The following is a 19,298-nucleotide window of genomic DNA, read 5'->3' as shown; positions in this document are numbered from 1 at the left end:
CTTTGCCATAATTTCAAGCTGGTTTTGAACCATCACGTCTACTTATTTACGGGTTCACGATATACAACTACTTGGTTTTTGCCTCTTTCTTTGGCTTGATATAAAGCGACATCGGCTCGGTGTCGAAACTCATCTTCACCTTCGCCTGTATGCGTGCAAATACCAATACTAAGGGTGGCGTGCATATCTTGGTGGTGCCATTGCAAAGGAGAATTCGCAAGAGTGGTGCATAATCGGTTAGCGACTTCTATCGCTTTACTTTCTTCCGCATTCACAATGGTGATAGCAAATTCATCACCACCAAGCCTTGCGCACACATCAGATGAGCGAGTACAGGTTTTCAAAATTCGAGCAAGGTGGATCAGAGCTTCATCTCCCCCATTATGACCGTAGTTATCATTAATTGATTTGAAATTATCGAGATCAATGAAGGCGAGAGATACTCTAGATTTCCTTTCTAATACCTCTTTGAGATGAACATCAAAAGCTCTACGGTTCATGAGGTTAGTTAATGAATCATGCATTGCTAAGTAATTTAAATCTTTAGTTTTTTTAACTAACTCTTCTTCAACATATTTCTTACGGGCATCCAATATGTTGACGATCATGAAGGCAAAGAGTGCTAGAAGTAAGCTTAAAAATAGCTCAATGAGCAATGTGATCCACTGACTTGGCGTTAGACTTAACTCTTTTGTTAACTCAAACCCCCAGACTCGATTATAGATGTTAATGCTTTCAAAGTAATATAGGTCATCTAGTATTCGTTCTATATTATTAGTAAAAAACTCTGAGCTTGAGCCATTTGGGTTAATCTCGCTGATTCGAATTGAAATATCATTTGTCGTTTGGATTTGAAGCAGCAGACTTTTAGTATATTTTGCAATATCAAGAACACCCACAACGATACCTATCATATGGTTATCGGATGGGTCGAAGACTGGGTAGTAGAGTAAAACGCCTTGTCGGCTTTTATCATTCTGAAAAAGCTCTAACTTTTCGGATATAGCAGGAAGTTTCGTGGTTTCAATATATCGAGCGACTTCTTGGAAATCTTCCGTGTCAGCGTAAAAGCCAAGAAGTTTGATATTCTCTTTTGTTCTCGGCGTTATATCCGTCATGATATAGATATTATCAAACTCGAGTGGTAATCCCTTTTGAGTAAAGGTAAATGGTTCTGATTCTGGTGATATGAGTTTGAGCTTGTTAATTTTTTCTATGGATTTACGTGAGGTGGATTTTTCAAACCACTCTAGAGCGATGATTGATTGAGTTTGTCCAAGAACTTGCTCTGAAAATGAATCGAATCGGTTCCACTCATCTTCAGGCATGGTATGAAAAAAATTAGCAACAGACCCAATTTTTTCAATATCTCGCTCGACTAAAGCCTTGAGCATCGAGAGTTCAGTGTCAATACTCGCTTGGAATAACGCTTTATTGGCACTAGATTGGGTAAATATAGTGATAGACAAAATAGCCATAGTAACTATAACGACAGCAAGCAGAACACTTTTAGCGTGAGATGGCAGAAATATTTTTAGTCGATTCATTTACAGCTCATCAGGGTGCATAAGATTAATTAAGTAATAGTAATAGCAAATATTTCATAAGTTTCATATTAGGTTACAATTTAGTAGTGATCATGCTCTTAAAAATTAGAAAACCTGACATGCGCATTTTACAAGAGTGCTTTGCTAGATTTGTATTTTTATAAAATATTAAGATGTGGGAGTGAAAATATTAATTACATCATCTGACATTATTTGTATGTACTAGTTTTAATTTATTCAAAACTAAACTGGGTCTATCATTCACATAGCGCACATTATTCACTATACGGTCTGTTTTTTATTTGATAGTTTAGTAAAATTATTAATGTCAGTAGATAAATAGAATGAATGTTATAGTTCATGAAGCATAATAAAAAACAACAAGGTGAAGAATGAAAGCCATCAAGTGTATGGTGTGGAGTGCTGTTTGTGGTTTTCTCTATTCTTCATTAGCCAATGCGGTGTCATTAGATGTTGGGCTTATTGAAGGGGGAAGGGCACCTTATTTTATGACCGCAACGGATGATCTACCAGATCACGGTATTTACGTCGATGCTTTACGTGAAGTTGGCGCTCAAACAGGGATAAATTTTCAATTCAAATATTATCCTCAAGCACGACTTCGAGCCTATATGAAGCATGGGATCCTAGATATAGAACCCGGAATTGATCCTAGCTGGAGAACTGAGCAAGGAGAAGAATCCATAAGTCTGTATTCTGATGTTATCCTTAGTTCAGATGAAGTTATCGTGTATAACCCTAAAGCGTTCATTTTACCTCCCTCTGTTGATGATTTTAAGTCGTTGCAGTTATGTACTTTGCTTGGATTTGATCTTTTTAATCAAGAACCTAATGCTGAAAAAAGTCACGGTACATCAAAGGTAAAGCCTAATGTAGTCCGTGAAAATCAATTACTAAAGCTAGTTGAATTTGGTCGCTGTGATTATGCGATATTCCCTATCGATGTTATCAGTAAAAAAATAAAGCAATACGGGCTTGAGATGACAAAACCTGTTGCAACTTACCAGTTAAGAATTAGATTACACCGAGACCGAAAGCTTTATTTAGAAGCAATTAACAATGCGATAGCTAGTATGAAAAAGAGCGGAAAGCTGCAAGCTATAATCGATAGCTATACAAAGGGTAGCCAATGAACGTTTTAATCCAGAGTGTTGCTATATTCATGGTTGCACTAATGTCTTCGCTTAGTCTTGCATCTCCAGTTTCAAATACCAAAGACAGCAATGCATTACGAGTGGCTAATGAGCTATCAGAGATTACCTCAGGGCTTGTTTATAATATGGATGAAACTCAACTAAAGCGTACTATCCTTGCTATTCTATCTCAAAATGACAGCGTTAAAGCCGTAAAGGTAGTTGATATAGCCACATCAAGAGAACTCTTTTTATATTTTATCAATGATGGTGAAACGGTCCTAGGCGAAGCGATTCCAGATGATTTTTCTAGATATGATGTTGGTGAATCTAATATTGTGTTTAATGGGCATTTGATCGGTTCTGTCACTGTCTATAGTGAAGCCCCAAAAACACTAGCAGAAATAGACGGTACCGTTTCAAATCTAGGCTTACTGTTAATTGTATTTTTACTACTTACCGTTATTCTTTTCTTTATATTTAAAATATTAATCAGTGATTATCGAAGTAATAAAGTATACCTGGCTTTTGGTACAAAAAAATTTGCTTATTTAGTAATGGGAGCATTGTCAACGTTTATTACTTTAAGCCTTGCAGGGAGTTGGTTACTATTAACTTATAATAAACAATCAATTGAAACTCGGTTAGAGGATTCATTTGTTCAGTATAATAAATCTTTGAATGAGTCTTTTGTATTAGATGGACATGTAAAGTCGAGTGTTACTAGACATATTCTAAATAAGAAGCCACTACAAGATAGTGTCAGATATATAATTGATAATATTCAATATGCTGATACTAGTGCTGTTCAGTCGTCTCGCGATACGTTAACGACTATCTTTGAACATTATGCTGGAATGGGATATGCGGGAGCGAAGTCCATTATATCATCTGATTTAGATGTCATTTACTCTTATGGTGATGCTTATCCTCTAGCTGAACTTGATATGTCGAAAACAAGTTCATTCATCCGAGCACTCAATGGCGAATCAAGCATATTACCAGCAAGAAAAGTGGCTGATCCGGAAAGTGGTATTGAGAAGTTTGTCCTGTTTTTTGCTATGCCATATCGTGATGTTGAGACCAAAAAGATAACAGCTGTCGTCATTATTGAGATGGATAATAGTAGTACTTACTTCGACAAGTTAGCCGTGTATCAGTTTGCTAAAACCGGAGAAATGATAGCCTATGATGAAAATGCAAATCAGCTATCTAGTCATCGTTTTCCACCACTAAATAAGTCAACTTCGGTTACTTTAAGCGATAGAGATAGCACTGGTACTATTGACGCGGTTAGAAAGAGTAAACGAGCTTACGATACTAACCGTGCATCAAGCCATCTCTATAAATTTGTCGATTACCGATCTAAAAATGTTTACTCCATGGTGTTTTGGAACCCATATGTTAATGCAGGTATGTTGATTAAGATTGATGAGGATGAGGTTCTTTTAGATTACGTTCGATTTAGAAATAGCATTATGCTTATTATCTTATCGATGGCCTTATTTACGGTTCCATCTATGATGTTTACATTATATGCGGGTAGTAAATCAAATCAGAAATTAAAAGACTCCCGGCAAGAAGTTATACGGCGATTAGGGCATGCCGCTGAATTTAAAGACAATGAAACAGCGCTACATATTGTTAGAATGAGCCACTATTCTCGAGTGCTTGCTGAAAAGTATGGACTGCCTGAGCATTTACAAATGAGTATTTTTAATGCGTCACCTATGCATGATATTGGGAAGATTGGTGTTCCCGACGCAATTCTTCATAAACCAGGAAAACTCTCAAGTGAAGAGTGGGATATTATGAAGAAACACCCTGAATTCGGTGCCGATATTATTGGGGAGCACTCTTTTGGTTTGTTAAAAATGGCTCGTGAAATTTCGTTGTACCATCATGAAAAATGGGATGGTACGGGATACCCATATGGAACTAAAGGTGAGGATATACCTATTTCAGCTAGGATCGTTGCCGTTGCAGATGTTTTTGATGCGTTAACCAGTGAACGTTCATACAAAAAAGCGTGGCCAATTGAGGATGCTATTCACCTTATTATTTCGGAATCAGGGAAGCATTTTGACCCTAAATTAGTAGAAGTGTTTAAGCACTCTTTAGTTGAATTTAAAGCGATTAAAAATAAGTATCACGATGCTTAATATAAATTGTGAACGCTACTTTTGGTTGTCATTATATTGTATGTAGCGGTATCTCCTTCGTACATTTAAAGTTGTTATCTAAATTTCAGATTATACTTAAATGACGAAGGAGGTACTCAAAATAGCGAATCTAATGAGTTTTAATGTTAGAAAGTTAGTCCCCCCAAATAGCTGAAACAAACTCTGGATGATCAATGAATGGGTTGCGGTTACCTTGGAAATCTTGGACTGCTTGGTTACGATCAATCTCTTTTTGACTCACGGGATCATTTTGGTGCCAGCGTTTCAACATTGCCAGTAGCCAAGGTTCAAATACCGTGGTGTTCGTTCCATTTAATACGGCATTTGAGCTGGTTGAATTTCCTTCCCAATTTGCAATTTCATTCTCATAACGTGTTGCCATATAGAAATAGGCACGAGCAAAGTCACCTTTAAACTCATCAATTGGTTCGAAAACGGTACCGGAATAACCTAAATTAGAAGCTGATGAACCGACTTTTGACCCATTACTTGATGTATAAGTTGCGCTGCCCACTTCGCCAAATGGCCAGTTGCTGCGTTTAGAATTCACGTAGCCATCAGTTGCAAATAAATGGTGACCATCAGAATTCATTGGCTCTACCTTGCCACCAAACCAGCTTTTAGGGAAAGAGTGCTCACGGTTATAACAATCGCCTTCTTTACTATATTGACCGCATTGATTGGTCACTTTAGTAAATCGCACGCTATCGCTGCCAGAAGGTTTCTCTGAATACATGTCTAGAATGGATCCATCTTTCTCAAAATAATTATCGATGTCTGCCACTTTCGTGAGTGCCCAAATCGCCGTGTAGCCTTGGCTATTGTGATTGTCGATAATTTGATACAACGAGGTTTTTAAACTAAAGCCTGTTTTACCTTCAGCGGCTTTGTAGTAATCGCCCAAGACTGGTGGCTCGGTAGGAGGTGTCGTCGTGGTATCACCCAGTGTGAAGCTGGTAACTTGGTTCGATTGGAAGTCACCACCAGAGGCGAGGATTTTTCCATTCGCAGTTAATGTGTACGAACCGTTGCCTGTGCTACAACAAATACCATCGCCATAAGAATCTTTAATTTCGAACTGGTAATCGCCATCGCTTAGACACATCTCTTTATTGTTTGTTGTGTTATTGCTGTAACCTGTGCCGGAAAAAAGGGTTTGATTGCTGGCATTTTTAAGTGTCCAGCTTGTTTCTACAGCGTAATCATCGGTCACTAGAGTTAAGGTGGTGCTGGTATCTGTACAGCTTGGTGGCGGTGGTGTGACAGAATCCATTGGTCTGAAATTGTCTACATACACCGTTTCAGAACCATCAAATCCAGTGACATCGTAGAACCTTAAACCAACATTAATGTCTTTATTCGCAGTTGCGGTATAGCTAAAGCTAAGATCTTGCCATTGATTGGTTTGACCGTTATTTGAATAGCCCTGATAGCCATCGACGTATAGGCGGGCTTTTACCTTGCCTTCGGTATGGTACAGCGCAACGGAGAAATCGTACGTTTTCCCTTGCTCGACAGTAACGGTTTGTAAAAAATCAGTACTGCCTTGTGTACCAGTATTCACATCAATTTTTGCGGCCAATCCTCCTGTTTTTACTTGAGCTGATGTCGGAGATACTGAGATGCCGCTATCAATCGTGGTCCAGTTGCTCGGGGTGTTACCATTCCACTGTTCAAAGTCTCCATTCGTTATCTGCGCATAGGCGTTGGGAGTGCAAAGAAGGGCGAGGGTACTTAGTGTAATTATTCTATTTAACATATAACCTTCTGTTTAATGACATAAAAATCAATTAAGCATAAGAATTAACCAACAGGTTAAAGTGGATGTACGTCTCAAAAGAAGCTATATGTAAGATTACTTTTATTGATAAGTGTGATGTTAATTCCAAATCGCATTTGCTGTTGTTATGAGTTGGTGTGCAAGTTGTTGATATGCAGAATAGATAAAAAAAGGGAATGCTTGCTGGTTAATGATCTTCATATAGTTTGAAAATCTCAGCACTGCATCCCCAATGTGGACTATGATCATTTGCTATTTGAAAGCGAGCTATCTAGTAGCTCGCAACATAAAAGCGAGTAACGGAAAACTGGTCACTATTCAGCACATTTTGATGCCATGATTTTGAGTGGTAAACCCGTTTTATCAAATTTAAGGCTCCAAACATACTGTCCTTCATCCATAATCGTAACCGCAGTATCTTTACCGTAACCACCAAATTTCAATGGATTTTCTTTACCTAGTTTTAAGCTCAGTCCTGTCGCAGTAAATTGTGGGTGCCATGTTTTCGCTGCGTATTGCATGCGGTAGCTACCTGGTTTCTCATTGGTTACGACTTGGTAAACCCCATCACCTTTGTATTCAAATTTGCGGTGATCTTTGTGTTGCCATGCCGAGTCAGAGAAGTCACCGACCACATAGATTTTTTTCGGGATTGGGCCTTTCTCATCGAGCGTCGGGTTATCACATTGAGCCATGAATCCTTGGCCAATACCGTCGCTCACTGCGGCAGCCGCAACGGCTGGGCCTGCTTTTGATGGCTGCTCAATCTTAATAAATCGAGCCTCAAATGGTGATAGTGAAATGGTGTAATCATTCCCTTGTGCGCTGAACGTTTCCTGTGTTTGTAAATCTGATAGATAACCTTCAGAACCTATCTTTTCTTTGCTGAGAGTGATGGCTTGATCATCTGGCGTTAGGTTGACAGCATAAAGCAGTGCTTCTTGCTCTGTCTGCTTGTGATCGACATAAGCGATTTTATCGGCCATGACATTGATACGCTCGCCTTTCGACAGTGCAGGGTGCTCACTACGAAGTTTCATTAAGTCAGCCACGTACTGTTTCAAATCGGTTTCATTTGTATTTAGAGTGGCAGTGATGCCTTCAATTTTTGCGCTTGAACGAGCGACGTGATCATCACAAATCCCTTTGATGGCACAATCTTTTTCGACTTTAGCGGCAAAGTTATCGACTTGATCGCCAATTTCATCACCGTAGTAAAGCGTAATTGGGCCTGTATAAGCGGCTTGGAAAGAGAAGGCGGCTTTATGTCTCAACCAATATTCAGCATCTTGTGGTTGTGCAATGCCACCACGCTGCAATAAGTCACCAAAACGAACGAGATCATGGTTACCAATCATTAGGTTAGGCTTAGCATGTGGTGGGTATAGAGAGTGTAAATTCATCCCTTCCGCTAGCCATTCCCCACCTTTATTACCAACACCTGCTTCATTGACCGCAAAAGTTTCCACTAAACGGTAGCGAACAGGGAAATCAAAAGCGGAGCATAGCGCAGGGTTTTGTTTCGTGCCATAACCTGTTTCTATGATGCGGTTCTCGCCAGCCCAAATCTCAGCAACCATATAGCCAAGTGGATTAACTGACTCACCTTTGTCGTTAAGATAGGTTACTTGCTTTGATGCTTGATCTACGGTTTTGCGGATCTCTACCCATGCATCTTTTGGTACTTGGTAAGCTTGATCTAATCGCCAGCCATCAATTTTTAGCTCTTTTACCCAGTACTCAGCAACTTCTTGATAAAAAGGGAGGCTCTCAGGGTAGTCAACTGGGTTATCTGCGCCCGCAGGCATCTTACCGGTTGGTGATGGAACAACATTGCCTTTGTGATGACCAAAGACACCATCGAAGAAGACATACATACCACGAGCATGTGCTTCATCAACTAACAGCTTCGCATCTTCAAGTGTCCCGAAACGCGGGTCTATTTCAAAGTAGTTGGTCGCAAAATACCCAGTGGCGTCTAAGCGGTCAGCCCAATGTTCCTGTCCGCCAACGGGAACAGAATTAAACATAGGTGTGAGCCATAAGCCATTCATGCCAAGTGACTGAATATAATCTAACGAGTCGATGACGCCTTGAATATCACCCATATGGTGGCTTGTTCCATACCCTGTACCATGGCCGATGCTTTCATCGCCATTAACAAAGCTTTCCACCATCACTTGATAGATACGCAGATCATCAGTTTGGCTAGTTTGAGACATTTCACAGCTGTATTTTGGCACTGTTGGTTGAGGTTCAGTTTTCGAAGAAGAGCTGCATCCTGCAAGTAACGCAGCAGCAACCGCTAAAGTGAGTGTGGTAGCAGAGTGTTTCACGTTATGTTCCTTATTATATATATTTATCTTGATTATCAATTAATCAATAGATTGTGAAATCACCCTTAAAATAAGCATGTTAGGAGTAGAAGAAAGGCTGAGAGATCAAGCTCACGCTTGGTAGGTGTTGATGGCTTTTTATACAAAATAGCGATCACATTTTAAGAGGGGATTATGGAATATGAGTGAAAAATAAATTTTATATATCCCCGTATCAAGAGAAGAAAAGGGGATATTTTTCGAAGATAAACTTAACGCTTGATTGAATAGCGAGCGACCGCCGCTTCTTCTTTCGTGACGACAGTCTTACCGATAGGAGCCAGTGAAATCACGGCTAATTTCAAGTGCTGTATAGCAAATGGAATACCTATAATCGTAATAAAACACGCCACGGCAGAACAAATATGGCCTATCGCTAGCCATATGCCCGCGAATAAAAACCAAATGACATTGCCGATCACGCCGAGTGGGCTTGTCCCAATATCCATTTCATTGAACAGTTCATCCCGGGAAATTGCCTCTTTGCCAAATGGGAAGAAAGAAAAATTCCCCATCACAAAGCAAGCTCGACCCCATGGAATACCGATGATACTAATGAAAGCGAGCAGACCGAAGAACCACCACATTAGGCCCATGATAATGCCACCAAAAAGAAACCAAATAATGTTACCAAGAGTTCTCATTTTATTACCTTGTTTAAATGCCAGTTTATGGAGACTAACGTTAGTAGAAGCTTAATTATGGGCTTATTTGCTTAACCTAGCATGAATAGGGGCAAAAGATTGCTTTAAAGTGGCACTCATTTATTGCTAGACGTACTTATGATTCCCTCTAAATCACAGAAAATTGTGGATTTGGACAGAAATTGATAAGCGAAGCCCAAATATGCGTGTGTCACTATAGAACTTTATAATAACTTCACATAGAGTTTGGTTTTTATACAATAATATCCCGCCTAGCTGCAAGTTGAGTAATAACAATGAGTAATCAAAAAGGATTTACACTAATAGAAATGGTTGTCGTGATTGTTATTGTCGCGGTTTTAGCTGTGGTTGCTGCCCCTCGTTTTCTGAATATAAAAAGTGATGCGACAGAAGCGGTCATGGATGGTATTGCGTCCAGCTTCAGAGTGGTGGTAGAACAAGTTAATTACAGTGCAATCGTGCAAGGGAAAGAGCATGAAGGTAATGTTGCTGTTGATGTTGGTGGCGTAAACATCAATACGTACTTCGGCACACCGCAAGAGCTTTGGGATAATAATATCGCGTCACTGATGAATAGTGATATTGCTTATTTAGGTAATGGTTATTACACCCCAGCATCGCTTACAACGCCTTGCACTGAAGCCTCTATCTGTGTTGTCGATCAAACGCCTGCGAGTCGTGTCTTACCTGGCTACCCTGGTTGGGGGATGTTTTTTATCCCAAGAGGAAAAACCGTTGCAGATAAATGCCTCGCGTTTTATGTTTTCCAGCAAGACGGAAGCAGTATTGTATTTAGAGAGGTCTCGACGCTTACTGATGGGTGTTAGGTTGCACCCATGAGGCTTTGAGGTATCTAAAGTGTGGCTTACACTTCGTTATATAGGATTGTAGTGACCTAGCACGAGTTCTTCTGCCTTCTATTATTGGTTAGCTCAGTTTTAGATTAATACCAATTCTTGTTTTTGTGTGCTCTATATGATCTTTGATCTGAGTGCTCAATAAAGCACATCAAGCTCTATCTTCTCGATCTAGTTCTTGCTCAAATTTAATTTGTTAAGCATAGCAATAGAGTTATCAAAGATAGCTTCGGTTATGTGTTTTGGGAAACCTTCAGGTAAGCGGGCAGCGAGGCGCTCAATTGCTTTAGGTAATTCAGTTTGCATGTCATCCAATATGCTTTGCATGCTATCAGAATTAAAGCCAACTGAATTGGCGGTATCAAGAAAGTGGCGAGAGTAGATCTTGCTTATCTGGTATTTCTTACCACGGCTTGCTTTTAACCCCATTGCTAACTTTAACTTTCTGATGTTCAGCCCTTTTTTTCCTGTGATAGGGTAAGCCGACAAAATGTCATAAAAAGGCGTTAAACGATAACTACCTTGCTTTTCAATAAATATTGAATAGTTCTTTGCATGCCCATCAATAGCGCCTATAGCCCATTGGAAAACTTGAAACTTCATGAAGTTATATCTGTCTTCCAGTGCATTTGATGAGCCTTCAAGTAGCTTCATAATATCGGCTATTCCTGGTCCCCCATCAATTTCGTACTTTATAGATGAAGGGATCCCTTTAGCTTGACAGATATCTTCCTGAGGAAGGCGCAATAGTTGCGTACGATCCTTAATCCAACGTCTATCAAAGCGCTCAACAGCAATGGCTTTATAATTATGGGTTGTGATGATCTCAACTTTCGGAACATCAAACCCCAGCTCTCTAGCTAACTCAATACAGATGAACTCATTCTCGACACTTTCAGTCAGATCTAAAATAGAGGTGGGCTGTTTAATTTCACCAATAGGCAGTTTAATGATATGGCTTGTAGGTGTGTTCCCTTTGGGCAAACACCAAGTTTCATTCAACCTTAGTAATGCGGTTTTTTCTTGAGCGCCAGCAACAGATATTCGGAAGTCATCTTCTTCCTTAATCATACCTAATGGAATATCGGAATGATGGGCAGCTAAGATTTTTTCAAGCCGAGATTCATCAAGAAGTTCGTATGATAGTTTGTTCTCGATATATGGTTGATTTGGTTGGAGCAGAGCAATGGCACCTACGCTGTCTTTACCAATTTCCTTTAGAAGATCAAAAGGCTGGTTTGAAGCTGTTTGATAGCGAGCAACAATCCTATTACGTATAGCAATATTGTCTGGTAGTAGGTTGTCGAAGTAGTTGATAACGGCATCAGAAGTTATCGTAGGTACTTGTAGTTTAAGAGATAAAGATAATGGGCGAGATTTGTCGTTACTTAGCCAAGACTCATTATATTGAAATTCATGAGAGCCATTGTTTTGTTTTATTAGGGTACCGACTAACTCACCATTCATATAGGCATTAAGTTGCTGCATTACCAATCTTCCTCATCAACAGTATTTTGACTGTTTTTTGCATCTTTTGTTTCGATTTTAAGAGTGAGTTCTAATGCTTGAATGAGCTTGAACATTGTTGAAATAGTTGCCTTTTCTGGTCTATTTTCAAAGTTCGAAATGGTTGCTTGTTTTATCCCTACTTTTTTTGCCAGTTCAGATTGAGTCCACTTATTTTTTTGGCGTATGAGCAGTAAGGTATTGGCTAATTGTTGTGGGCTATAAATCACAAGTTGTCACTCCTTACAATGAAGTTTTATCCGCACTAGAGGGTATGGGCTATACTATCCCGACAAAGGGATATACGCAGTATTATACCTTTAAGGGGATAATGCAAGGTATATACCTTTTAGGGGATAAAGTAGAGGGGTCAAAGCCTTAGCTTTGACTTATCTATATTACAGGGTGATATTTAGCATGGATGAGATTGAGTCAGTAAATCAAAGAATTGAACAGTTGAAATCCGAGCTATCTCAGCTTGAGAAAAGACGAAATGAGTTACTGTCTAGTCCTGTGAATCCAGAGCAAATGATCCGCACCAGAAGTTTTGGACACTGAGTTAAGTGAGTACAATCACTAACGAGGTGAACAATGACAACTAAGAAAACACGAATCAAACATGCTCCTGAATTTAAAGCCGAAGCACTTAAGTTAGCAGAAAAAGTCGGTGTCGCTGCTGCCGCACGACAGCTATCGTTGTATGAATCTCAAATTTATGGGTGGCGTAAAGCCGTCAAAATAGATGCGAAAATCAGCGATAGAGAAAGGGAGCTCGCCACTGAAAATGCCAAACTCAAACGGTTATTGGCTGAGCAAGCTGAAGAGCTAGATATCGTAAAAAAGGCCGCCACCTACTTCGCGAAAAATCTAAAGTAGATTGCTATGAGTTTATGCTCGAACACCTGATGCAGTATAGGATTGTCCGTATGGCTAAGGTGTTTGGGGTTTCTCGAAGTGGGTTTTATTATTGGGTTGATAATCGGCATAAAGTCACCCAACGCAACGAAAACCGAAAGCAGCTTGATAGCAAAGTTCGTGAAGTCTTTGATTGTGTAGCTGAAACTCAATTAAACATCTAGTTGTTCGTTTTATACTTGCGTTTGCAATAGCGTTCATCAAATCTGGAAGTTCTTCTGGTTTCAGAGACTTCATGTTTTCTTTCTTAGGCTTCTTAAATGCTGATTTTATTCCTTGGAGTGGGTTGGATTGAGCTTTACCACAATTGACTGAAAACGTCATGATCTCATTCAAACGCTGGGAAACTCTTTTTAAAGTCTCCAATGAACCTTTTGCTTCAAGTGGTTTGAGTACATCTATTACAGTTGGAGCCGTTAACGTTGAGACGGGATGGTTTTTTAAGTAAGGAAAAACATGGAGCTCCAATGAACGCCAGATATCGTTGGCATAGTCATGTGTAATTTCTGTTTTTTTAATATCAAACCATTCTCTGCTGACATTAAGTAAAGAATTCTGGTTTATCGCTATGTATTCGCTCTGTATCTTCAGTTTATGAGCTTTTGGATCAATGCCTTGTGCAATTAATTCTCGTTGCTCTCTAGTTAGCTTTCTAGCATTGGCTATTGATAATGAAGGGTATGTGCCAAGGCTTAAACTTGCTGATTTTCTTGTTTCTGGATTTTTGTATACGAGTCTCCATGACTTGGTTCCATTTTTAAGAACTCGAAGCTGCAAGCCATCTCCATCAGACAGTATATACTCACCATCTTTTAGCTTGGCATTCCGGACTTCTTTATCTGTTAGCTGCGTTGTAGACCTAGACATTCTCGACTCCATATTCTTACCCAATGAGTTTATGGAGTTCAGTATAGGGTAATAAATTGGGTACAAAAAATGTGAGAAGTTCTGAGACAATATGAGACGCCTTGAGAAAAGACTAGTAACTAAGTAGTTGTTTAATATGGAGTGTTTTGGCTTTTTGGATACAAAAAAGGCCACCCGAAGGTGACCTTTTCCAAACGTTTGGTGGGCTGGCGGCATCTGAATTTGTTATTTAACTATTTGTTTAATAGTCCTTTTGTTTGGTTTGAGTTTTATTCTTGGTACTTATCTTGGTACTAAAATCGCTTATTACTGCTTTTCAAAGCAGATTCCAAACATGGGATCTCGATCAACATAGTCTGGGTGCTCCATCAGTTTTTGGCTTAAGTTATTCATTGATTCATCGCTGAATGAGAAGTGAAAAAAGGTAAACCCAGCCTTCCAAATATGCTTTACGAGTTGATTAAGTTTGCTATCAAATTTGTCTGCTCTAATTAGTTGAGCGCAATTCAGTTGTCTACGCATGACTAGAGAATCTAACGCTTTAATATTATATACCTCTGATATGGATTTCAGCCCTTTCTCTGAAGTATCTGCAATATCATATATGAAGAGGTTGCCTTTAAAAATTTGAAAGAAAATTGATAGGTTTAGTCGAAAGGCGTGAATTTGAAAGTAATCTAGTCGGGCTCTCTTTGCTTGTTGAAGCTGACTGACAAGATCTGTTTGTAAAACCTCTGGTCGGAAATCAACTTGGTCATTTGAACGTAATAATGACTCTATTAGTACTTTTTGATACACAGTTAAAGATGAGTATTTTCTATTTTGTAGCTTATATAGCTCTGCATCTATGTAATTGTGGTTTGAATTTTGAAATAGCGTTTTAGAGCAACTGTCGAGAAGTCGGTTGAACTCTTGTTTAGTTGCTGGCTCTTGGATAAAGGGGGATATTGGTTGTAAGTATCCATTTACTTGCATTTGTTTTCTCTCATATTAGAAAACCACACCATCGCAAGAGGTAATGAAAAAGCACAAAGGCTAGATACAAAAATTAGATGTTATTTGAAGGGATGCATATAGCTTGTCTTTAGCGATGGTCGACAGACTCTCCCAGAGCCTTGTATGAACTTAATGTTCATACCACGGTTTGTCAAATTAAACAGAAAGGCTATTTCATCTGCATCTGTAGCTTTTTGTCATTACCCCACCAGCCACGTCCCCCGGAAAAGTCATTTTAATATTTGCTCGTACCGATACGATAGCGTACATCTTCCTACAAAATTTCCTCATATATCATCCAGTAGGTAACGTTAATGACATACCCATAGTTCTCTCGTTGGCGTTATCAAAGGAAGAGAAACTACTAGAGTGGTTACATAAAGAAATGAGGAAGCTTGAAAGGTTTTTTCAAAAATTTGTAATTGGAAGCCTTCACCTAAATAAAAGTAATTATCAAAGCTGCTGGTGGTCAGCCACCAGCAGTGCAGAGAATAACTAATGTCGATATTTTATGTGTGAAATTGAACTGTCAAATCATAGCCCATTATATTGATGTGATAGTTTTGAGTTATTTCGATAGAGTTATTTTTATGTTGGGTAAGTTGCTTTTGGGACAAAAAGCGACTTAGAAGAAACGTTAGTGCCACATTTCAATTTCACACTTCATTGAATGCTTCTTCATTAAGTCATCATTTGCTCAAGCTATCCTCCAGCATGTAAGCTACTAACAAGATTACAGACGTGAGAATTACCATGAATACAGAACCAGTAGTGAATTTTGATGAATTTCTAAGAATTCTATCGTCGGAGGTGGAATCACTACCGATACGGGATTTGGAGTTATGTGATCTATCTAATGAAATCGGGATTGTAGTTGCAAAGCTAGTTGGTACAGCTGAATCTTTTGAAAGGGAATTTAAGAGTGGGATTGAGCATGGCTTTGATTTAGTACGTCAAGAGACAAAGCAGCAGAAAAAGTAAATTATATAACTGATTTCCTCCAGCAGGACTGGACAATGAGTTAAATGATATTTTGTTGTTCAAAGTTATAGGGGCTTAAATACCCGATCTGTGTTGTTGATTTTGGACACCTTACGAAGTGACTTTTCAATCCTAAAAGTAATCCGTCGGTGGCTAATCTTGATAAATTGCTAACAAGGTTTGCCCTGAGGCGTGTTCTGACGCCAAATTTAGGAATGTGATTACCTAGCTTTGGGACAGAAGCGACTTAGAAAGCCTACCCCCACGGCTTGGATAAAGCCTAATCTTATATTGGTCTTTGCCTTTGTATGAGTCTAAACTCAGATTTTTAGGGGGGCAGTAATGAAATCACCAACGTCAGTCAAAAAGCTAGAAGATCTGGGGCGGGTTCAACTTTCAAAAAACTACTTTATGCGAGACTTTTTATATTCTGAAATTTCTCAGATAGAGAGCATCCCAAACATACCCGACCATCCAGGTGTTGCAATTAAAGCAGGAACGCACTTATGTTCTCAATTACTTGAGCCTATTGAAAGAGTATTTGGGCGTGTTTCGATACGCTCTGGTTATCGCTCCCCTTTAGTTAATGCTAAGGGGGCGGAAAATGGCAACCAATACAATTGTGCCAGTAATGATAGGAACTATGGAAAGCATATCTGGGATTACCGGGATAAAGATGGTTGTTTAGGGGCTACCGCTTGTATCGTAGTGAACTCGTTTATCCCATACTACGAACGGACCAACCACTGGCAAGCATTAGCTTGGTGGATTCATGACAATATACCAGAATACTCAGAAATGTATTTCTTTCCTAAGTTAGCTGCCTTCAATCTAACTTGGAGTGAAAGGCCAAAGAAAGTAATAAAAAGTCACATTACAGGGTCTCGGGGAGTTCTTACTAAACCGACAATGGCAAACTTCAAAGGCGGTCACGCTGATGAGTACACCAAACTCCTAGAAGAGCTGGCTTTGACAACAAAATGAGCAGGCTACGTGATACCTCAGTTTTCTTGGTTGGCGGCTTTGGGAGTTCAAAGAAGCCCATTGAGGCTTGCTATACTCCTGTATGAAGATTATCAGTAAGCAGGTGAGTTAGAGGGAAGTAAGTATTGTGAAGATTGAAATAGCAGAATCTCTTTTGCGCTCTTGGTTAAGGCATGTTCGTGGCTGTGAATTTGCTGAGTTAAACTGGAAACCATCTCCCGAATGGTTGCCAAAGTCTGATGGAATAACTGAACTATTCGATACAGCTCAAGAACTTTGGCCGGAGGCGTTTGGTAAAAACAGTTACGAGCAATTGTTGCGTCAAGCAGAGGTCGATGTACTGGGACTTTCATTTTACGATAACCGACTATATTTCATAGATGTAGCTTTTCACCTTGGTGGGCTGAATTACGGCGATAAAGTAACAACGGCAATGAGGGTCTATAAAAAGCTAGTTAGATCAGCATTAATTGCGAAGCGCTACTTCCCTGAGCATGCATCTTCTATCTATTTTGTTTCACCATTTACTAATCCGAGCACTTGTTCTGAACTTGAGGGAGTGAAGGATAAACTTCAAGAAATTTCAGCTAACGATAAAAAGATTAACTTTGAAATAATTCTCACAAAATCCGACTTTAAATCGGAATTGGTGGAACCACTACTGTCATTGGGTAACGGTGTAGCAGATACATCTGAATTGTTTTTGCGTAGTTGGCAACTAATAGAACCTTTCCTCAATCTTCAACAACAAAGAAATCACCCAGAAGTATGCGTGCCTAAGAAAGATGCTTTGCGTCTGACCGTGCCTACACCTGAAATTAATAGGAAAGACCTATTAGTCTCGGCGCTTTATTTGGCAAAATTTGGTCACTTTAATCTTTTAGGTTTTGGGAACCAAACTGGAGCAATTCAAAGCTTGGCGGATCTAATAGGATGCTCAGCAAACTCATTAAGAGGGTTTCGAGATCGATACGATAGATATGTTGAGAGTCCTCGTGTGGGATATGATTTGCCTCTCTCTGATGAGTTGATGGCGACTTTAGATAAATATGGTGAATTGTCAGAAGTTGAGTTGCGTTCTAAATTACCGAACTAAAGTTATTCATGCCCCTTTCTAATGTTCTTCAGATAAACGCCTTAAGTTTATTAATCTAAAACGTTTTTCTTCATCAAATATTGGCTTCAACACGATCTAATACAGTACAAGAGGGAACTAACTCAACAAACAAAATTCCGCCAGATTATAACTAGTACTTAAATTTCAAATGCCGAAGACAACTAATTTTAATTAAAGGTTTTTTATAAATATCGGATACTTTTTGCAGTGGTGGTACTTAACCATTTGAACTGCGATACTATAACCTTGATTCATCGATTCTAAAGAACGGTACGCTGTTTCTACATCAATTACGAATGGAATACCTCCTATTCTATTAATATTTGCTACATAATGAAGTGCCATTGCAAGTTCATGCTCTACCAAATTTTCACTAACATTATCATACTCAATCATGTATTTCCCATAACGTTCTCTGTTTTCGGTGTTTGTAAGGTAAAGCAAGGAAGCCGAACACTTGGAAGCAATACTCAAAATTTCAGTGGGACTTTTTTCTCGTAATTTACTTGAATAGTCCAACCAATCATTTGCGTCTACTGACGCACTTAGACATACTGTAATGGTAATTAAACTTGCCGAATTTTTGTTCATTAATTTTTTCATATCTTTTGTAAAAGTACCTCATTGAAGTTTATTGTAGTGAGTGTTGATTGAATGTCTGTAATCCCCAAATGGCTAGACACTAAGTTGTTACACCAACTAGCGGCCTATAGGGAAAAAGCGAGGTAGATTTAAGTGACCTGATTTAGGCTAGTCTGGTTGAAGTGGAACGATAAGCCCTTCTAGATTAAATATTTCAGAGATAGCAGCGAAACTTAGCTTTCCAGAGCGTCCTTTGTAACCACACATTGAAAGGTAGACATCATGAAAGTTGGGGCAAAGGTAGAGATCGTTGGTACATTTTAATAGGAATTCGTACCTGTTTGCTCGTGAACGTTGAGTATATACTTTTTCCCCGCTGCCTTCTTCATAACTCAGCCATAATTCGGGAGCCAAACTGTCTAGATGACTTTTTAACTCTTCGGCAAGATCATTGAATAACTCTTCACTATTTAAGGGGAGAGTACAAAGCATTTTCGTCAGTTTTTCTTTGCTTAATTTAGTAAAAAGAGGATGTTCATCCCAAGCTCCATCGAAAGAAAAATGTTGATAAATTAATGCTAGGAAAGGAACTATAGCTTTGTATGTGTGATTTTCTGGATAAGGAAGCTCATCGAAAAAGTTTACTTCATGTAAATGAGCCCACGCTTGGCGACACCAACGAAGATCTTCTTTAGTGCTCCAAAATTGGAAGTATTCTTCTGCTAAATGCTGGATATTGTGCCAGCTATATTTATTGTGTTGTTCTATCATTTCCATTTAACTTTATGT

The 19,298-nt window shown here is 39.1% G+C and carries 17 protein-coding genes and 1 pseudogene; 8 read left to right on the top strand and 10 right to left on the bottom strand.

The genetic code is table 11. The features are described from left to right. Positions 1-38 precede the first annotated feature (38 nt). Positions 39-1,547 carry a sensor domain-containing diguanylate cyclase gene (locus OCV39_RS11465; protein WP_261888501.1) on the bottom strand — a complete coding sequence of 503 codons (1,509 nt, stop codon included), beginning with the start codon at positions 1,545-1,547 and terminating at the stop codon, positions 39-41. Positions 1,548-1,939: 392 nt separating this feature from the next. On the opposite strand from OCV39_RS11465, the gene OCV39_RS11460 reads away from it, so the two are divergent. Both OCV39_RS11460 and OCV39_RS21185 read left to right on the top strand, forming a co-directional pair. Beyond that, positions 1,940-2,701: a substrate-binding periplasmic protein gene (locus OCV39_RS11460; protein WP_261888500.1), complete on the top strand. Its 762-nt coding sequence runs from the start codon at positions 1,940-1,942 to the stop codon at positions 2,699-2,701. Continuing rightward, the gene (locus OCV39_RS21185) at positions 2,698-4,863 is read left to right on the top strand and encodes an HD domain-containing phosphohydrolase (protein WP_390903221.1); all 2,166 of its coding nucleotides are present in this window, start codon (positions 2,698-2,700) and stop codon (positions 4,861-4,863) included. The genes OCV39_RS11460 and OCV39_RS21185 overlap by 4 nt, the downstream gene beginning before the upstream one ends. Before the next feature lie 154 nt (positions 4,864-5,017). Here OCV39_RS21185 and OCV39_RS11450 read toward each other — a convergent pair whose 3' ends face one another. The 3 genes from OCV39_RS11450 to OCV39_RS11440 all read right to left on the bottom strand — a co-directional run bounded on the left by OCV39_RS11450 (position 5,018) and on the right by OCV39_RS11440 (position 9,683). After that, a complete protein-coding gene (locus OCV39_RS11450) occupies positions 5,018-6,643 on the bottom strand; it encodes an endonuclease (protein WP_261888499.1) in 1,626 nt (541 codons plus the stop codon). A 335-nt stretch (positions 6,644-6,978) separates the two neighbouring features. Beyond that, a complete protein-coding gene (locus OCV39_RS11445; RefSeq protein ID WP_390903219.1) occupies positions 6,979-9,000 on the bottom strand; it encodes an alpha-amylase family glycosyl hydrolase in 2,022 nt (673 codons plus the stop codon). A gap of 251 nt (positions 9,001-9,251) precedes the next feature. Continuing rightward, positions 9,252-9,683, bottom strand: coding sequence for a YccF domain-containing protein (locus tag OCV39_RS11440; RefSeq protein ID WP_113796548.1), 432 nt, complete (start codon positions 9,681-9,683; stop codon positions 9,252-9,254). A gap of 296 nt (positions 9,684-9,979) precedes the next feature. Here OCV39_RS11440 and OCV39_RS11435 point away from each other — a divergent pair, with 296 nt between their 5' ends. Next, positions 9,980-10,531: a prepilin-type N-terminal cleavage/methylation domain-containing protein gene (locus tag OCV39_RS11435; protein WP_261888498.1), complete on the top strand. Its 552-nt coding sequence runs from the start codon at positions 9,980-9,982 to the stop codon at positions 10,529-10,531. Between the two features lie 201 nt (positions 10,532-10,732). Here OCV39_RS11435 and OCV39_RS11430 read toward each other — a convergent pair whose 3' ends face one another. After that, on the bottom strand, positions 10,733-12,049 hold the full coding sequence (locus tag OCV39_RS11430) for a type II toxin-antitoxin system HipA family toxin (RefSeq protein WP_136996125.1): 1,317 nt from the start codon (positions 12,047-12,049) through the stop codon (positions 10,733-10,735). After that, positions 12,049-12,297, bottom strand: coding sequence for a type II toxin-antitoxin system antitoxin HipB (hipB, locus tag OCV39_RS11425; protein WP_261888497.1), 249 nt, complete (start codon positions 12,295-12,297; stop codon positions 12,049-12,051). The genes OCV39_RS11430 and hipB overlap by 1 nt, the downstream gene beginning before the upstream one ends. 187 nt (positions 12,298-12,484) lie before the next feature. On the opposite strand from hipB, the gene OCV39_RS11420 reads away from it, so the two are divergent. Further along, positions 12,485-12,625, top strand: coding sequence for a hypothetical protein (locus tag OCV39_RS11420; RefSeq protein WP_240697194.1), 141 nt, complete (start codon positions 12,485-12,487; stop codon positions 12,623-12,625). A gap of 33 nt (positions 12,626-12,658) precedes the next feature. Continuing rightward, positions 12,659-13,116, top strand: a pseudogene (locus OCV39_RS11415) (transposase); the annotation flags it as partial. Here OCV39_RS11415 and OCV39_RS11410 read toward each other — a convergent pair. Next, the gene (locus tag OCV39_RS11410; protein ID WP_315973048.1) at positions 13,058-13,849 is read right to left on the bottom strand and encodes an integrase arm-type DNA-binding domain-containing protein; all 792 of its coding nucleotides are present in this window, start codon (positions 13,847-13,849) and stop codon (positions 13,058-13,060) included. The pseudogene OCV39_RS11415 and the gene OCV39_RS11410 overlap by 59 nt on opposite strands. 306 nt (positions 13,850-14,155) lie before the next feature. Beyond that, complete coding sequence (locus tag OCV39_RS11405) at positions 14,156-14,824, bottom strand: hypothetical protein (RefSeq protein WP_261888496.1); 669 nt, start codon at positions 14,822-14,824, stop codon at positions 14,156-14,158. A gap of 774 nt (positions 14,825-15,598) precedes the next feature. Here OCV39_RS11405 and OCV39_RS11400 point away from each other — a divergent pair. The 3 genes from OCV39_RS11400 (at position 15,599) to OCV39_RS11390 (ending at position 17,906) form a co-directional block, all read left to right on the top strand. Then, entirely contained in the window at positions 15,599-15,826 is a 228-nt protein-coding gene (locus OCV39_RS11400) for a hypothetical protein (protein WP_261888495.1), read from the top strand. Between the two features lie 342 nt (positions 15,827-16,168). Continuing rightward, positions 16,169-16,810, top strand: coding sequence for a peptidase M15 (locus OCV39_RS11395; protein WP_261888494.1), 642 nt, complete (start codon positions 16,169-16,171; stop codon positions 16,808-16,810). Positions 16,811-16,937: 127 nt separating this feature from the next. Beyond that, positions 16,938-17,906, top strand: coding sequence for a hypothetical protein (locus OCV39_RS11390; protein ID WP_261888493.1), 969 nt, complete (start codon positions 16,938-16,940; stop codon positions 17,904-17,906). Positions 17,907-18,098: 192 nt separating this feature from the next. Here OCV39_RS11390 and OCV39_RS11385 read toward each other — a convergent pair whose 3' ends face one another. Beyond that, the gene (locus OCV39_RS11385) at positions 18,099-18,518 is read right to left on the bottom strand and encodes a hypothetical protein (protein WP_261888492.1); all 420 of its coding nucleotides are present in this window, start codon (positions 18,516-18,518) and stop codon (positions 18,099-18,101) included. 159 nt (positions 18,519-18,677) lie between these two features. Beyond that, the gene (locus tag OCV39_RS11380; RefSeq protein WP_261888491.1) at positions 18,678-19,280 is read right to left on the bottom strand and encodes a hypothetical protein; all 603 of its coding nucleotides are present in this window, start codon (positions 19,278-19,280) and stop codon (positions 18,678-18,680) included. Between the last annotated feature and the right edge of the window lie 18 nt (positions 19,281-19,298).

This window comes from Vibrio cortegadensis (assembly GCF_024347395.1).
Lineage (GTDB): Bacteria > Pseudomonadota > Gammaproteobacteria > Enterobacterales > Vibrionaceae > Vibrio > Vibrio cortegadensis.
The sequence above is the reverse complement of the archived record's forward strand: the minus strand, read 5'-3'. Positions and strand labels throughout refer to the sequence as shown.

Bases quoted from the DNA above. Each gene is read 5' to 3' on its own strand.
- OCV39_RS11465 (WP_261888501.1), bottom strand. From the start codon at position 1,547: ATGAATCGACTAAAAATATTTCTGCCATCTCACGCTAAAAGTGTTCTG.
- OCV39_RS11460 (WP_261888500.1), top strand. From the start codon at position 1,940: ATGAAAGCCATCAAGTGTATGGTGTGGAGTGCTGTTTGTGGTTTTCTC.
- OCV39_RS21185 (WP_390903221.1), top strand. From the start codon at position 2,698: ATGAACGTTTTAATCCAGAGTGTTGCTATATTCATGGTTGCACTAATG.
- OCV39_RS11450 (WP_261888499.1), bottom strand. From the start codon at position 6,643: ATGTTAAATAGAATAATTACACTAAGTACCCTCGCCCTTCTTTGCACT.
- OCV39_RS11440 (WP_113796548.1), bottom strand. From the start codon at position 9,683: ATGAGAACTCTTGGTAACATTATTTGGTTTCTTTTTGGTGGCATTATC.
- OCV39_RS11435 (WP_261888498.1), top strand. From the start codon at position 9,980: ATGAGTAATCAAAAAGGATTTACACTAATAGAAATGGTTGTCGTGATT.
- OCV39_RS11430 (WP_136996125.1), bottom strand. From the start codon at position 12,049: ATGCAGCAACTTAATGCCTATATGAATGGTGAGTTAGTCGGTACCCTA.
- OCV39_RS11420 (WP_240697194.1), top strand. From the start codon at position 12,485: ATGGATGAGATTGAGTCAGTAAATCAAAGAATTGAACAGTTGAAATCC.
- OCV39_RS11410 (WP_315973048.1), bottom strand. From the start codon at position 13,849: ATGTCTAGGTCTACAACGCAGCTAACAGATAAAGAAGTCCGGAATGCC.
- OCV39_RS11405 (WP_261888496.1), bottom strand. From the start codon at position 14,824: ATGCAAGTAAATGGATACTTACAACCAATATCCCCCTTTATCCAAGAG.
- OCV39_RS11400 (WP_261888495.1), top strand. From the start codon at position 15,599: ATGAATACAGAACCAGTAGTGAATTTTGATGAATTTCTAAGAATTCTA.
- OCV39_RS11395 (WP_261888494.1), top strand. From the start codon at position 16,169: ATGAAATCACCAACGTCAGTCAAAAAGCTAGAAGATCTGGGGCGGGTT.
- OCV39_RS11385 (WP_261888492.1), bottom strand. From the start codon at position 18,518: ATGAACAAAAATTCGGCAAGTTTAATTACCATTACAGTATGTCTAAGT.
- OCV39_RS11380 (WP_261888491.1), bottom strand. From the start codon at position 19,280: ATGATAGAACAACACAATAAATATAGCTGGCACAATATCCAGCATTTA.